Below are 14,113 nucleotides of genomic sequence, written 5' to 3'. Positions count from 1 at the left end.
AATCTTCCAAGTATTGAGAATACAGAAGATTTTTTTAACTGGGATTTCAAGCGTGATTAATTTCTCTTTTAAATGTGAAGAAAAATTTGAAAAGTCAAAATTAACTGTATCTTTGGAGTCTGACAAATTAAAGTTTAAGTATAAAAGAGGATGGTCCGAATCGACAAGAACAGAAGACTCAATAAAATTTTCTATTAAAGGATATAAATTTAAACCAAAAAAAATAGATTGAATTTAGAGCTTAAGACATTTATTTTTGAAAAATGATGCTCTTTGTTCTTTACAAAAATCTTTAACTTTTTAGCGAATTACGAACAAGGTATATAGGAAAAATATATAAGGAAATTGAACTAATTCATAATCTAAATAATGAGATAACTATGGCTTAATTATACTTTTTGCAAGATTTTTTTTATTAAACTAAATTTTTTTCCAATTTCAAAGACTTTAACGATAATACTTCAATATAATTTGTCAAGCCTCTTTTTATCACTCAAAGGAGTATCTCATGGTACAAATTGGCGAAAAAAAACTTGGGAAGCTAACAGTGAAGGTTTTTCAAGATCGACCAAGCAAAGAAATGAATGATTTTCTAGATTTTGGAGTCAATGTTAGTTCAGGTATGATTGCTGTTGGAGGTGGAGTTGAAGGAGCAAGAACTCCAAATGGTGCATTAATTACAGCATCATATCCTAATACAGATTTAACTGCATGGTTAGGTTCAACCAAAGCTCACATGGGAGAGTTTCCCAATCCTCATAGAATTTCAGTATTTTCAATTGGTCTTTCAGTTGATGGTATGTCAGCAGAAGAACTTAAAAGTGAGGAACACATTATTCTCAGAAAACAAATCAGTGAACCAGGGCCTTATCCTCAAAAACAAACACCAGTACCAAACGGATATCTTCTTTTGGGTGGAGGTTTTCATGTTGAATATCCTAAAGGACGTGGCAATTTGTGTACTGCATCATTCCCTCAGAATTCGAGTTCTTGGTTAGCACGGGCTAAAGCACACTTTGTAGAGAGCGATGGGATAATGACCACTTATGCAATATGTATTAGGGAGAAAATTCCTGGAATTGGTACTATCAAGAATAAAATTATGCCCCCTACAGAATCAAGCACTGGTGACCATATTAGTGCAGTATCTGAGTTAGGAAATGGTTTTCTTTTGACTGGAGGTGGAGCAGAAGTTCACTGGACTGAACCAGGGAATTTGCTGTGGCGTCTGGTTCCTTATATTGAGTCTACTGGTCAAGGATATGAAGTCTCATCCAAGGCTCACGCAGCATCAAGCCCGGCTAATCTTTCAGCTTATTCAATCGGAATAAGAGTTTCTACTTAGGTTAGCAAGTATTACTTAAATTGCTTGAGTAACCAGAATTCTTAATTTGAGTAATAGGGTGTGAATAGTATCGGATACTGTTAGCGAAAGTATTACAAATGCAACTACAAGTGTGTTATAGAATCATACATACAACGAAATTCTGTAGGTTGTAGGCCCTTAAGTAGTAACGGATACTGTTGGCGAAGTCACATCAGGGCTTGTGAGAGGGATAGGATCTACATTTGACCTATCCATTTATGAATCCCTTGGAGGCTTGGACCCATGCTGCAAGAGCACCCTACTGGCCCAGTACCAGAAGAAACTGCACGTATAGCCCGTCAAGTCTTTCCAAAAGGAAACCGGGCTTTGTTCAGAAATGGCCAAAAATGGGTAACACTCGCACGACAAAGCAGGCCATCTCTAGAAATGACCAGTCCAAAATTTATTCCTTTTGCTAAGCTCTTTTGAAGAGTTTGAATCCTAGCAATTCTAGCCAGTGAGGATGTTTCTCTCTTGTCATCACTTCTCTAGGACTTTTTCCCTTCCTACCTTCACAACCACTGCTCATGAATTGTCGGTGGTTGAGGAAGAATTGAAGCAGTCCTAAATAGGGTGTTCCAAGATGTTTGCGAAGTGTGAAATAATTGCGCAACCTGGAGTTGAGATTCTCCACCAAAGAACTGGCTCTGGGTGTCTGTTTCATTGCATTCTGGATCGCTTCATGGAGTTGAAAGAACTTCCAACTCAGCATCTGATGTAAATCGCCCCAACTCCTCCAGTACGCTTCGGAGGTCGCCTGTTTCCGGAAAAAGCGCACCATCTGCCTGACTAGAAATAGAGGTGTCTCGAATTGCTGGGCAATCTCAGCTAGCTTGTCATCAAACACCTTGGCAAAGGCCAGCAGATTATCGCGTTGATTCTTCAATGCTTTGCGCAAGACTCGAATCTGCTTGCCTCCTAGATGCTCACGCTGTCGAAGTTCTGCAACGATGAAGTCATAGAGTTCCAGCCGTTCTGAATAACAGGGACCGGCCAGTTGGAGGACATCATGATTGAGCCACTCTATCAGGGTCTTAATGTCTCTGGCCAGTTGCACTGATTGCTTCTCTTGGGTTCTCGCCAGAAACTGAGTTTTTATCGAGACTTTCTAGAAGGTCAGTTATTTCAGAATGACTTGCAAGCCCCCGAGGAGAAGGGTAAAGGCCCCATGGTGATTTGCTTGGATTGTTCTGGGTCGATGAAAGAGCGAGTAAGCCGAGATTTATGGTCAAAAGCGCTGATCGTGGCCTTGGTGAAGTTGGCGAATGAGCAGGATCGGGTGGTATCGGTGGTTCGATTTGAGTCCGTTTGCTATGAGCCTATCGAGATTCATCCCAAAGAGGATATTGATCAGCTGATCCGATTACTGATCACAAGTCCTACTAATGGCGGGACAAAGTTTCAAGCTCCACTGGAGAGAGCCAGGAACATCATTGAGCAGGATGACGATTACAGTGAGGCCGATATTGTCTTTATCACCGATGGGATTGCGCCACTGAGTTCTGTGTTTTTGCAAGAGTACTCAGAATCCCTAGAGAAGCTGAAAACTAACTTTTTCCTATTGGAGATTGAACCAGAATGGGGATGGTCAAATACCCTCAAAGATTTGGCTAGCCAAACTTGGATAAGGTTCTTCCCAGCTTTTGGTGATTCGGTTTAAACCCTTACTCAGAAAGAGATTTGCTTCTTTCTCATGAAGCCATAATTAGTCGCTTGGCGAGTAGTGTTAATCCTGCCCTGCCAAACATCTGACGCTTAAGCATTTTTAGTTTGTTGTTGAGTCCCTCCACCGGACCATTACTGACCTCCATCATCATGCTGGCTTTGACTGCAGCATAGTCATCCATGAGACCCGCAGCAAACTTTTTCAACGGTTGAATTGGACAGGTCAATGCCTTCATCAACCAACAATCAAAAGCATCGGCCTGTCGTTGTCTGAGCAACTCAAGGAACGTATGAGCTAAATCAACAAGGGTTGCTAAGTCCGGGTGTTGTTTGACCAGGTATTCCAACAACTCTTTATTTTCGGGTTCTCGATTCTCTTCTTTGAGCACAATTAGATAGGCTGCTTGACGAGGTGTAAAAGGAGGAGCTTGAGGATCAATGACAGTGGGTAAGGACTTTGTCACTGGAGCACGATATGAAGGAAGGCTCTGAGCTTCGCGGAACCCACGAAGGTAACGCTGGAGAGTGCGTTGGGAGCCTTCATAGCCATTCTGTCGGAGCAATACCATCAAGACTTTGGAGTTCGTTATTCCAGAATTCCACCAAGCCACAACCTCCTGTTTGTAGGGGTCGAGTAGGCTCCTACCCAAGGTCGGACGTCGGTTATAAGTTTCTGGAAAATCAGGTCGGGTACCATATTTGCGAACAGTACATTCACTCACTCCGACTTTGTCTGCAATAGCTGCAGTCGACCATTGTTGTTCGCGGAGAGCTTTAATTTCTTGCTGCTGTTGTACCCGAATTTGATGGTTTGCCTGTGCCCGTTCTTGAAAGGTTGCAGTGGCAGTCGATTGAGGAATTACAACAACCGTTGCAGTATGCCCTAGATTTGAGCTAGTGACTGGGTATTGCTCCCGTGAAGCGGCTTTAAGCTCAGCATGGTAGTTTTCCAATGAAAGCTCAAGCGCTTCACTCAAATTTTTGACTAGATGAAAGCGATCTGCAACTTGTCTGGCGTCTGGCGCAGCCTTATCCATGGCACTTTTGTAGGTCTTGGAACGGTCACGGGATAATACTTCTATACCTGGATGCTCTCGTAGCCAATCGACCAATGTGTCTGCTTTGCGATCTGCTAGCAGGGCAATAGGTTGATGAGTCTCTAAGTTGACTAAAATTGTGCCGTAATTATGGCCTTTTCGGAACGCAAAGTCGTCTACCCCTAACACTTTTGGAACCTCGAACTCAGGGAGGGGAAGGCGCTCTAAGTGGTTGAGTAGTGTACTGCCACAGCTAAAATAGCCCAGACACTTGCCTAGACGAGAACCAGCAGCACCGCCTAAGGCTAACCCAATCTCCTGGAGATGCTGAACCTGGCGTACGGTTTTCCTGGCCCAAGGTGCCGCCACCTCTGGAATGCGTTCGGTAAAAATACGACGGCGACACTCTGAATTCGGACAAAAGAATTTGCAGACTAGCACGAGCAAGCTTAAGCTGAAGTGCAAGCAGGGTAAGTCGGCAAGGGTTCGTTGATATCGACTGTGCACTCGATGAGCCACGCTACCGCACAAGGGGCATGGAGCCACCGTTTGGGTGGACATAACACTCAATTCCAAATGCTGGTGTTCTACATCCATTTCATAGTCGTTCAATTGGAGCCCGTTGGGGCTAGGTAATAAAGCTTGGAGTAATTCCATGGCCAGAATATTGCAAAGACTCTAGCTTCAATGGTTTCACAGATTTTTCATCGCATCACCAAAAGCTGGGAAGAGCCTTGGATAATTGACGCGGAGGGAAATTTTGAGGATTTGGGGCCTGTGTTTACGGCTTGTTAGAGAAGAAAAATACTGGAGAAAACGACCATGACTTATCCTGCAGAATCCGCAACCGTTCGGGTGCTTGAAGAATACTTAAAACCGGAACAAGCGAGCTTTAGTGCAAACCACCTAGAAGCCTGGAAGGAAGTCTACTGGGACACTGTTCTAGACGAGTTTAAGATCGATGACATAAACAACGTTTTAACCCTTCTTTGCCGTTCCTTGGCACTAACCCAAGGTCGAGAGAGCATGAATCAACATTTCGCTGCCCTCAAGGCTATCAAGCGAGATTTCATGAATAACAAGATTAACCACATTGGAAAGGTCTACCACGCTCAGTATCTCCAGGCATTCGATCTTGCCTTTGCCGCAGCGCTAGATCTTGAGAATCCTAGCGATAACGTTTAACTGGAATTTAGACTAAAAAGTACTTTCAGCAGAAATTATCATGCGAGTACTTCTCTCGCATGATTGAAGATCATGAGACTTAGATCAGTAGATTAGGCTGCTGCCTTCTCCTTCTTTTTCGGCTTAGATGCTCTTTATCTTGATAGTTGGATAGCGAGGTCGGGGAGTTCTTTCCTGCCTGTTGTCCACCCCGGTGACTTTCCGCGAGGTTTGGGGTTTCAAGCCTTAACAGTTCGATCGTTGGATTAGTAATTATCTTGGCCTATTGAAGTCTCTATGGGGCATACAGTTGAAGCTTCTAACGGGACTGTCTGTCAAGTCTCTACTGGGCTTGTTTTCTTCATGTAATATAAGGATCACGGGGAAAGTGGCGAGTCCAAGCCCAAAACAAATGCCGCCAAATAGGATGAGTAAGAATAATTTTCCCCGAGAACTTAGTGAGTCAATCATGTTGTCCTTAAATAGAGGTTGACTTTGCCAGCCATCGCTGTGCTATATCTTCATGGCCTATGACCCCGACTATGTCGAAATTGGGCCATAAGCCTGAAAGCTATGACTCAAATAAGCTTCAAGCTTTGATCAGGAGCTTCTAGCGAAATATCTGTGACAAAAACAAGCTGTTGACAGCCTCTCTATCTAGGTGAAAGGCATATAAGAAGATGATCATACAATCCAGTTAACGATTTTAGAGGGGGTGCAGTATTTCCGTCAATTCAGAATATAGGAAGAAATATTGCTAACTATATTTGCTAGAAGTGAGCCTAAGAGAGTCTTTTGAAAATCATACAAACTAGAGATTATTATAAATTACAAGTTCAGATATGATGTCTAAAAGATATATTATAAGCTTATCCAAAGTATCATTAGTTCTTTTCTATTAGTGCAAATCAAAGCTTAGGATCTATATGTAATAGATATTGCAGTGGTTTAGATCAATTAGATCATTAGAGATATTTTAGTAGCTTACGTTCTATTTTTTTTCTCTAGTAAGTTATTTTTTTTGACTTTAGATAATAGATGAAATTATACTCAAGTCAATAGCTAAATACATCGCTTTTACTTGTCTACAAGTTTACACTTTACAGATTTATGAGTTTCAGATACAGAGTATAGATAATACTCTGTGCCTGAAGAGTGAGTGCAAAAAGAGATCCCCAGCAGGGGGGCCGTGCCTCCGATTACTCGTAAACAAGAAGTCTTATGAACTCAACACTATGACTGACATTGCTTTCAGGCTTGTGGCCCGATTTCGACATAGTCGGGGTCATAGGCCCATCTGTTGAGTTATGGGGTGCTTAAGCAACTGTTCATAAGCTTGTTCAGTCGCCTTTCGATAATCTGCCTTGAGTAGAGGATTCCGGGTTTTGTCCGTTTGCTGTTGCCAATAAGCCCAGGGCAATAGACACATGAGTACCCAGTTCTGTACATCAAGATCATCTGTGACTCCCTTTAGCGCTTGAGTCACCCATAGGGGTAATTAAAGGGTCGCTGACATGAGACGCAACGAAGCCTATAAACACCACAATGACTAGCTTTCAGAGCTTAATATTTCTTCGCGTTTTTTGAGGTTATACAATAAATTTGTTTTTACTCTAACGTGTTTGCGTCGTTTCAGCCCTCTAAAAGTGCTTGGTTGCGTCTGGTGTCAGCAACCCTTCAATTGGGCCCCATTGCCACCAAGCATGAATCCCTTGAGCCATTGATGGAATCTGTTGTTGGAATGAGTCAATAGCTTTACTCCCTTTCTGAGCACCATAGGTTTTGGCTAGAGCAGACATCTGGGCGAGGGGAGCATTCAACCCAGCCGATAGATCATCAAACAGTTGCCATTCCAAAGTCTTGATATTAAACGGATGAATGACTTGGGTAAGGCGATGAAGAACCTGATGATAGGCCATCTTGTCCTGCTCCAAAGACTGTTGCTGAGCAGAAATCTCCGTCATTGATTGTTGGAGTTGTTGCTGTTTAGCCTCACTACGAACGTTGAGAAATTGCTGTTGAAGTGCAGCCGCGTTTTTGTTCAACTGACTGATTTGACGACCCATATCACTGCCGATAGGTTGGGCTAAGGCACTCAGGGCATGGAATAAATCAGAAATACTGACACAGCCTAAGCCTGATACTGCCAATTTAATCAGGGCTGGAGCACCATCACTCACCATAAAATGACAATGCCATCCACAGCGGGTCCACCACTGCTGAATCTGGGCTTGCCAGGTTGCATAAGTACGGTTGGGACGTTCCACCTCTGTGAAGATAAAGCCACTAGCCAATTCCAACATCACCAAGATAGGTAAACCAAAAAAGGTTTCGTCCCCACCGACACAGATGCCCTGACCTTCTTTCGGTTGGCAATGCTCTTGCTGAGCAACCTCATAGGCGATAATCGCGTCTCGCATCTTGCGTTTCAACAGCCGAAGGGAGCTGGCTGAAACGCCCACATGAGCATCTATGTGAATCGCTGTAAAAAATTCTGATAGACTCTCAGCTCCCACCCCATGTTTGATGCCGAAATAGTACACCACTCCTAGGACCATCACCTTGAGCCATTGACTCCCTGTCTGGCTTTCCCACCATAGTGACTCTGGATATTGGTTACGCCGAGCAATAGCCTGTTGATGACGATGAACACTGCTTTTTGATAGACCTGTCGCAGCAGCAATTTTCGCAATCCCTTTTACTCCCTGTTCGAACAGACAATCAGTGACGGCTTGGCAGCGCTCTCGTATTGTCAGGTTCATCGTTTCCTCTGTTGACTTGCAAAGGTACGATACAGCTCTCTGTGACTAATCGCAGAACTCTTTCCCATTTCACCTGCAAAGAAATGCGATCCTATCTGGAAATACTTAAGTCTTTCCCCACTTTATGATGGTAGCCGAATTATGCGTTTACTATGCTCAAATTCTTCTTTTTGGGATTCGTTACAAGCTTCAAAATATAATGTCCACAAAGCCATAACTTCTCGTGTATGTTGACTCCTAAAACGATCTAATATTGTAATTATTGCCATAAATGAAAATAGCATAAATGTCATATATAAAGTTCCAAAAAATCCAGACCTGACTACAAAAAAAATATTCCAAATAAAAAAGTTAAACAAAATATTAGCAAACAAGATACTAAACTTCCTGCTAAAAAAGCGTACAAAAGACTCTATTTTTTCATGGAATCTTGCTCGCTCAGGAAAACGTGAATAAAGATCTCCCTTGCACTTGTTATAGAAGTATTTTCTATCCCAAGGACGTAAAGTATCTTCTTCAGCAAAATAACTGTACTTCTTTTTTATACCATTTAAAAATCTCGGGATTAGAATGCTTAAAAGATTTTCCAGCAAACGGATAAGGAAATCTTTCTATTGCAAGAGGATTTTCTTTTCTTTTGATATGAGTAAGGTATAGTCCACTTAAGACTTCTGCAAAATCGTTAGCAAAGACCCTGATTATACTGCCAAAGAGATATGAGGTAAATATAAATATTATGCTGATTAAGAACATCCAGTTTTCTAGAATTGAGTTAAAAGATTTTATAGTATTAATATCTACTTGAAACACATTAATAAAGCCAAAGATACTTAAAATTAGACTTATTAAAACAAAAACGCCTGGACTAATAATTCCTAATAGCTCTATTAAACCTAGACGATCAGTTAGTTGTTTCATAATAGTTTATATGAATAACTTATTTTCTTGTCATAATTTTCTTAATGTCTCAATTCATATTCACTAAAAAATTTTCCAGTATGGCGTCTTTTCTTCTTGTGTAACAAGACAAATTCTATTAATTTCTAAATCTATATTGATTAATTTTTTTTTCTTCACTCTTGATTAAATTATCAATAAATTTGAGATGTTCTTGTGGAGTTTTATTTGCAAGTGAGAAATGGAATTTATATCCTTCCATTACTCTAGGATCACCATATTTATCAAGTAATTTACTCTCCCTTTGACTAAAATTATCCATAATTGCTTTAGTCTCAGGTGAGATATAGTCTTTTGATCTGAATTTTTTCGACTAGATTTACAATAGACTTATGTAAATCAAATAAATTGTTCTCCTCTTCCAAATTTGGTCTGAATAATATTACACGATCAGATGTACTAAATGAATGTAAAAAAACTATTACTGATCTGAAATGATTGATAGTTGTCAGCAATTAATGATAGTTCTTGTGAGAAACTATTAATTGAATCAGTTTTAAAGGTTCCTCTTAATGTTGCATGAAAGCCAAAATAATGTGCTGAGCCAAAATGCATATAATTTCGCAGATTTTTAAATAAAAGAGCTGAGTTTACTTGTTGATTTCGTATGTCATATCCTAAAATTTGGGTACCTATTTTGTAGAAACTATTTTTTCATTGGAGGGATGAAGTAAATTGCGTATCTTCTATTCATGCTTCTAACTACTTTTAATAGATATACCTTACAAATAAATAGATTAATAATTTATTCAATGCATTGAACTATCAAACCTGATTTAGCTACTTGATTAGGTAAAATGATTCCTGTTCCTGCTCCTTGCTTAAATAAAATCTCTTCCCAAAGACTTTTAATGCTGGAAATAGAGCTTTGACTAGATCCAATTGCCCAGATACATCCACCGCGATTGCCTCCAGTAAAAGCAGCACCACAGTCTAAATTGTAAGCTGCTTGCCTTAATGCTCTAGTTAACGGTGTTAAGCCTTCAGGTAAGATTTTATCTCTAACTTCAGCTTCTTTTCTCAATATAATTGCAGCTTCTGACCACTGTTGATTGTTAAGAGCATTTGAAAAGTTATCAACTAGATCTCGAATCTTTATCCATTTTAATTGATCCGTTCCATTTATGAAAGAATTAATATATTTTTCTGTTGCTATACTTGAATTTCGTCTCTCTCCTGTATAGACAATTGCAAATCTAGTTTGTAATTCTTTGTAGTATTCCGAACTTAATAACTTTTCTTGTCTATAAGGGTGTTCAAAGCAACTATATTTCCATATCCACTTGTTTACACCTCCATATGTTGCAGCTAATTGATCTTGTAAACCTGTAATATTGTTTTGTAGACTATCTTCAATAGTATGTGCTAAAAGAGCAATTCTATGTTTAGAGAATGGTGGAGAATAGTTTATTAACTCTAATGCTTTAGTTATAGCCCCTATAACAGCTATTAACATTACACTTGAGCCTCCAAGACCACTATTCAAAGGAATATCAGATTTAATCTGAACCTTCACCCCTGATACTCCAAAATGCGATAATACAGCAAAAATAAGTCCAAGACTACTATTAAATGGTAGTTGATCATTTGCTACTTTCTCACAAGACAAAGCTTCAGATTCTACTAAGAGTCTATTTGGAATATGTGGAAGTAATTGAACAGAAGTACGTAAATTTATGGCAATATTTACTGTAGCAGGCTTAATACTTTCTTTAGTCAAAGCTAATGCCTTTATATCCCATGTTCCGCCACAGTCAACGCGTCCTGGAGCTGATGCATAAATCGATACTTTCTTTAATAAGCTGCTGAGATCTAACATGAACTAACCTCAAATATATAAATATATGAAGGGAAAAGATTTTATGCGATCAATTCTCTATATCGATTCATCTATTCTTATTCTCAAAATTATTCATAATTTATAAGAATATTTTATTACTTAACAGAATTTTGTATATACAAATTAATATAGTAATTTTTTTCAATAGATTTGATGAAATAGTATTCCTTAACTAGACCTCTTGCAATATTCGTTTCATGATGTGCTACTTACGAAAAAAGTGCTGCGATCTGACTCGAATTTTGTTAGTGTCCCGATTTATTCGCCACGGTTTTTGAGCCGATCATGCTTGGCATGATCCCTACGAAAAACGAGGAAGAGAATTGCTAAACAGCTCTCTTCATTAGGGAAAGCACCAATTTCATCCGCCTTGGTTCGGAATTCCCGGAACAACCGCTCGAGTGCATTTGAGGTTCGAATGAGTGAGTGAAGAGATGCATCAAAATCATAGAAGTTCAAAGTCAGGGCACAATCGTTGATAAAGGTTCTGACGGCGTCAGGTTCGATGTCTGTCCACTTTTTCTCAAACACCAGAAATGAAATAACTGCCCCTTCCCAGGTGGGCGCTTTATAGATGGCGTAGGCATCATGTTGAATTTGTGCATACCGCTGTTTCTTAGCTTCAGGCAGTGAAAGCTCTTGTCCTTGCGCATCCAGGTACGACAATTGCCCATAGCCTAAATGCCGCAGCATGGCTCGAACCTTGTGGGTAATGCAGCGTTGATGTTGTGCGAGGGGAAACAGAGCACGAATCACCTTAGGCAACCCAGTCGTACCATCACTCACAATCAATTTCACCGAATAGGGTTGCAATCCCCGTTGCCACAGATGCGCAAAGAACAGTGACCAAGCTGCCTCCGATTCTTGCGTCGCCATTTCATAATGAAGCACCGTTTGGGTGCCATCGGGCCACACTGCCATCGCGACTAGAATGACTCGGTCTTCCGCATGGCGTAGTTTCCGGATATGCCCAGCTTGATCTTCCCAAAAGTCTTCTGAGGAACACTGAACACTAGCCCAAACACCATCGACAATCAGAATAGGAGGGGTTTCCTCAAGACGAGTCTGACGGCTTTGGAACATTTGCTTCTGAGCTTTTAGCGTAATTCGGTTAATGGCATTAACGGATAAGACTGCTCCTAGAATCTCATAGAGAGCTTCTTGCAGATCCCGAAGCGATAACCCCATGACGTACAAGCCGAGGCAAAAATCGAGGAGACTGCCAAGGGCACGTTGGTAACGTTCTAAAATCTGCCACTCTCGGTCTGCGTTCCCTTTACGTAGTTTAGGGACAGACAGTTGAGGAATCCTACCATACTGCGTATCTAGAACCCGTTGATAATAACCTGAGCGCCGAGGTCGAGTCCCTTGAAGTTGGGATAGATAGGCTTGAACTTCTTCGTCTAGTGCTGCCTCTATTATTTTCTGGGTGACTTGGCTTGCTTCCAGGCGTAGGGTTGCTTCCAGGGCTTCGTTAATAGAGGCATAGGAGCTTTGGGATTGGATGCGGATAATCTGTTGTTCGCGCTGGGCAATGTTCATCAAGAAATGCTCTGAAGTCACTATTAATACAGCATTTCAGGAATTTCAACTCATGGCGAATAAATCGGGACACTACGCGAATTTTAGTCCTCTACCATATCGTTAGTTGAATTATGCAAGAGGTCTACTAAATATTGGTATGGAATGAGCAGGAAATAAAACTGAGGAGAATAAAGGATATATTCAGCACCAATATTCAGTTCTGCACAAGCTAGTTGTCCAATGCAACGACATGGTTTAATAACAGTGGATTTTTGGTTATACTTTCACAACAAAACAAGCCATCAATTATCGATGACTTGAGATCTCTTTTTTCTCAATCGGGTCAGACTATGCTCTGTGGAATAGTTTGAATCCCAGCTTATCTGCCTATACTGGACCGATCCATACGACGAAGCCGAAGACTTGGGCAAAGATTCAGATGAGTTGAACTGTGCGGTGAATCCTCTGCGCCAGGACACCCAAAACGGCTGTGAGCATCACTGTGATGATTGGCGCAAAGCAAATCTGTGGGAATCTTGGGCTGTCCGGTCTTGAGGCTAGCTAGCCTGATCGGGTAATTGATGCCGATGGCAATTTTGATGAGTTGGGGGCTGTGTTTACGGCTTGTTAGCAAAAGGGATTTGGAGGTTATATCCATTCTTCCTATATTTAAACTGTGCGCTCAAAGCTCTATAGTCTAATTGCGCTGGGTATTTTTGGTTGAAATTGCAAAGTGCAGACCATGTGATTCAAGCAATCGTGGAAGTAAAGAATTGAACGCTAAATTGCCATGAACAAAGAAATCGTCGCGAACAATATCAAGTCTGCATTTGCTGGAGTGACCCTTGGTGCTGGTATTGGCCTATGGGAAGCCCAAGCCATCGACGATTACGAGACTCAGGAAGTGCAGAAGCGAAATCGCGACAAGGATGAGAAGGAAGAGTGGTATCGACTGAGCTGCGATGATTTGCAGAGATGTCACAGCAGCCTTTCATTCTTTGATGCGGAGGGGATGAAATTCCATTTGCCAGCCTATATTGTGGCAAGTCTTGAAAATAACGTAGATGATCCGCTGTTTCATTTAACACAGCTAGATGATTATACAAAATCTAAGTTGATAGCACTCAATCATGTGCAGAGACAAGCCATAGTGACCTACCTGGAGTGGTGCTTTGAGCAAGAGGAATATGAATTTGAGCATCCAACTATTTGTATGGCATTACGTGAATACTGGAAGACATAGTGTAATAGGCCAGCTCAATTTCGGAAACTGAAACCTTCAGTGATAGGGATTGAGACATTTTAGGAGTTATTAATGATGCTCTTTATGATGTACCCAAATGCAATCGGGAAACTAATTGCAATCCCCCACAAGATTGCACCAACAAGCTGCATTAGTCGTCCCCGTAATACTGCCTTTTGCCCTTTGAGGATGACTGTATCGAATATAACCTTCATCTTTGGGCTTGGGAATCTTTTCACAACTACAATAACTGAACCCGTTTTCCAAGCATAATATCCAAATAAGAATAATGGAGCAAAGGCTATAGCGATGGCTCCAATGAGATAGTCAACCCTCTCCTCTATTTGCTTAGAATCTTCGGCTACCCAGTCTGTGAAACGGACAAATAACCTCTGACTGAAAAGAGTAACAATCAGTAATAGAGCAATCCCCCAAGCTAATTTGCGCCTTAGTGTAGGATCCGCATAGTGAATTTCAGCCATTTAGTGGATTCTCTCTAGCGATACAGCCAGTCAGTTCTGCTTCTCTAGGTGGGCCAAGAAGGATGCAGCTATC

The 14,113-nt window shown here is 41.0% G+C and carries 14 protein-coding genes; 5 read left to right on the top strand and 9 right to left on the bottom strand.

The genetic code is table 11. The annotated features are described in order from the left end of the window. The first annotated feature begins 508 nt into the window (after positions 1-508). Positions 509-1,345: a hypothetical protein gene (locus tag HRE53_RS33785; protein ID WP_235113102.1), complete on the top strand. Its 837-nt coding sequence runs from the start codon at positions 509-511 to the stop codon at positions 1,343-1,345. A gap of 436 nt (positions 1,346-1,781) precedes the next feature. On the opposite strand, the gene HRE53_RS33780 is transcribed toward HRE53_RS33785, so the two are convergent. Further along, on the bottom strand, positions 1,782-2,423 hold the full coding sequence (locus tag HRE53_RS33780; protein WP_235113101.1) for a hypothetical protein: 642 nt from the start codon (positions 2,421-2,423) through the stop codon (positions 1,782-1,784). Positions 2,424-2,435: 12 nt separating this feature from the next. On the opposite strand from HRE53_RS33780, the gene HRE53_RS33775 reads away from it, so the two are divergent. Then, positions 2,436-3,026 (top strand): VWA domain-containing protein, encoded by a 591-nt coding sequence (locus HRE53_RS33775; protein ID WP_235113100.1) that lies wholly within the window; start codon positions 2,436-2,438, stop codon positions 3,024-3,026. Between the two features lie 31 nt (positions 3,027-3,057). On the opposite strand, the gene HRE53_RS33770 is transcribed toward HRE53_RS33775, so the two are convergent. Continuing rightward, on the bottom strand, positions 3,058-4,725 hold the full coding sequence (locus HRE53_RS33770) for an ISL3 family transposase (RefSeq protein WP_235108595.1): 1,668 nt from the start codon (positions 4,723-4,725) through the stop codon (positions 3,058-3,060). Between the two features lie 165 nt (positions 4,726-4,890). Here HRE53_RS33770 and HRE53_RS33765 point away from each other — a divergent pair, with 165 nt between their 5' ends. Continuing rightward, complete coding sequence (locus HRE53_RS33765) at positions 4,891-5,253, top strand: hypothetical protein (RefSeq protein ID WP_235113099.1); 363 nt, start codon at positions 4,891-4,893, stop codon at positions 5,251-5,253. Positions 5,254-6,517: 1,264 nt separating this feature from the next. Here HRE53_RS33765 and HRE53_RS33760 read toward each other — a convergent pair. From HRE53_RS33760 to HRE53_RS33735, 6 genes are all read right to left on the bottom strand, one after another. After that, positions 6,518-6,718, bottom strand: a complete 201-nt coding sequence (locus tag HRE53_RS33760; RefSeq protein WP_235113097.1) for a DUF6399 domain-containing protein — start codon at positions 6,716-6,718, stop codon at positions 6,518-6,520. Positions 6,719-6,872: 154 nt separating this feature from the next. Then, entirely contained in the window at positions 6,873-7,994 is a 1,122-nt protein-coding gene (locus HRE53_RS33755; protein ID WP_235113095.1) for a hypothetical protein, read from the bottom strand. 516 nt (positions 7,995-8,510) lie between these two features. Then, positions 8,511-8,912, bottom strand: a complete 402-nt coding sequence (locus HRE53_RS33750) for a hypothetical protein (RefSeq protein WP_235113094.1) — start codon at positions 8,910-8,912, stop codon at positions 8,511-8,513. A gap of 118 nt (positions 8,913-9,030) precedes the next feature. Further along, positions 9,031-9,213 (bottom strand): DUF1045 domain-containing protein, encoded by a 183-nt coding sequence (locus tag HRE53_RS33745; protein ID WP_235113093.1) that lies wholly within the window; start codon positions 9,211-9,213, stop codon positions 9,031-9,033. Between the two features lie 483 nt (positions 9,214-9,696). Further along, positions 9,697-10,770, bottom strand: coding sequence for a hypothetical protein (locus HRE53_RS33740; RefSeq protein ID WP_235113092.1), 1,074 nt, complete (start codon positions 10,768-10,770; stop codon positions 9,697-9,699). Positions 10,771-11,049: 279 nt separating this feature from the next. Continuing rightward, positions 11,050-12,333, bottom strand: coding sequence for a transposase (locus tag HRE53_RS33735; RefSeq protein WP_235111890.1), 1,284 nt, complete (start codon positions 12,331-12,333; stop codon positions 11,050-11,052). A 405-nt stretch (positions 12,334-12,738) separates the two neighbouring features. On the opposite strand from HRE53_RS33735, the gene HRE53_RS34770 reads away from it, so the two are divergent. Beyond that, positions 12,739-12,870, top strand: coding sequence for a hypothetical protein (locus tag HRE53_RS34770; protein ID WP_255801724.1), 132 nt, complete (start codon positions 12,739-12,741; stop codon positions 12,868-12,870). A gap of 235 nt (positions 12,871-13,105) precedes the next feature. Beyond that, positions 13,106-13,558 (top strand): DUF6714 family protein, encoded by a 453-nt coding sequence (locus tag HRE53_RS33730; protein WP_235113091.1) that lies wholly within the window; start codon positions 13,106-13,108, stop codon positions 13,556-13,558. Between the two features lie 59 nt (positions 13,559-13,617). On the opposite strand, the gene HRE53_RS33725 is transcribed toward HRE53_RS33730, so the two are convergent. After that, entirely contained in the window at positions 13,618-14,040 is a 423-nt protein-coding gene (locus HRE53_RS33725) for a hypothetical protein (protein ID WP_235113090.1), read from the bottom strand. Positions 14,041-14,113: the final 73 nt, after the last annotated feature.

This window comes from Acaryochloris sp. 'Moss Beach', assembly GCF_021497025.1.
GTDB classification, from domain to species: domain Bacteria; phylum Cyanobacteriota; class Cyanobacteriia; order Thermosynechococcales; family Thermosynechococcaceae; genus Acaryochloris; species Acaryochloris marina_A.
The sequence above is the reverse complement of the archived record's forward strand: the minus strand, read 5'-3'. Positions and strand labels throughout refer to the sequence as shown.

Bases quoted from the DNA above. Each gene is read 5' to 3' on its own strand.
- HRE53_RS33750 (WP_235113094.1), bottom strand. From the start codon at position 8,912: ATGAAACAACTAACTGATCGTCTAGGTTTAATAGAGCTATTAGGAATT.
- HRE53_RS33765 (WP_235113099.1), top strand. From the start codon at position 4,891: ATGACTTATCCTGCAGAATCCGCAACCGTTCGGGTGCTTGAAGAATAC.
- HRE53_RS33740 (WP_235113092.1), bottom strand. From the start codon at position 10,770: ATGTTAGATCTCAGCAGCTTATTAAAGAAAGTATCGATTTATGCATCA.
- HRE53_RS33730 (WP_235113091.1), top strand. From the start codon at position 13,106: ATGAACAAAGAAATCGTCGCGAACAATATCAAGTCTGCATTTGCTGGA.
- HRE53_RS33785 (WP_235113102.1), top strand. From the start codon at position 509: ATGGTACAAATTGGCGAAAAAAAACTTGGGAAGCTAACAGTGAAGGTT.
- HRE53_RS33725 (WP_235113090.1), bottom strand. From the start codon at position 14,040: ATGGCTGAAATTCACTATGCGGATCCTACACTAAGGCGCAAATTAGCT.
- HRE53_RS33770 (WP_235108595.1), bottom strand. From the start codon at position 4,725: ATGGAATTACTCCAAGCTTTATTACCTAGCCCCAACGGGCTCCAATTG.
- HRE53_RS33755 (WP_235113095.1), bottom strand. From the start codon at position 7,994: ATGAACCTGACAATACGAGAGCGCTGCCAAGCCGTCACTGATTGTCTG.
- HRE53_RS33735 (WP_235111890.1), bottom strand. From the start codon at position 12,333: ATGAACATTGCCCAGCGCGAACAACAGATTATCCGCATCCAATCCCAA.
- HRE53_RS33745 (WP_235113093.1), bottom strand. From the start codon at position 9,213: ATGGATAATTTTAGTCAAAGGGAGAGTAAATTACTTGATAAATATGGT.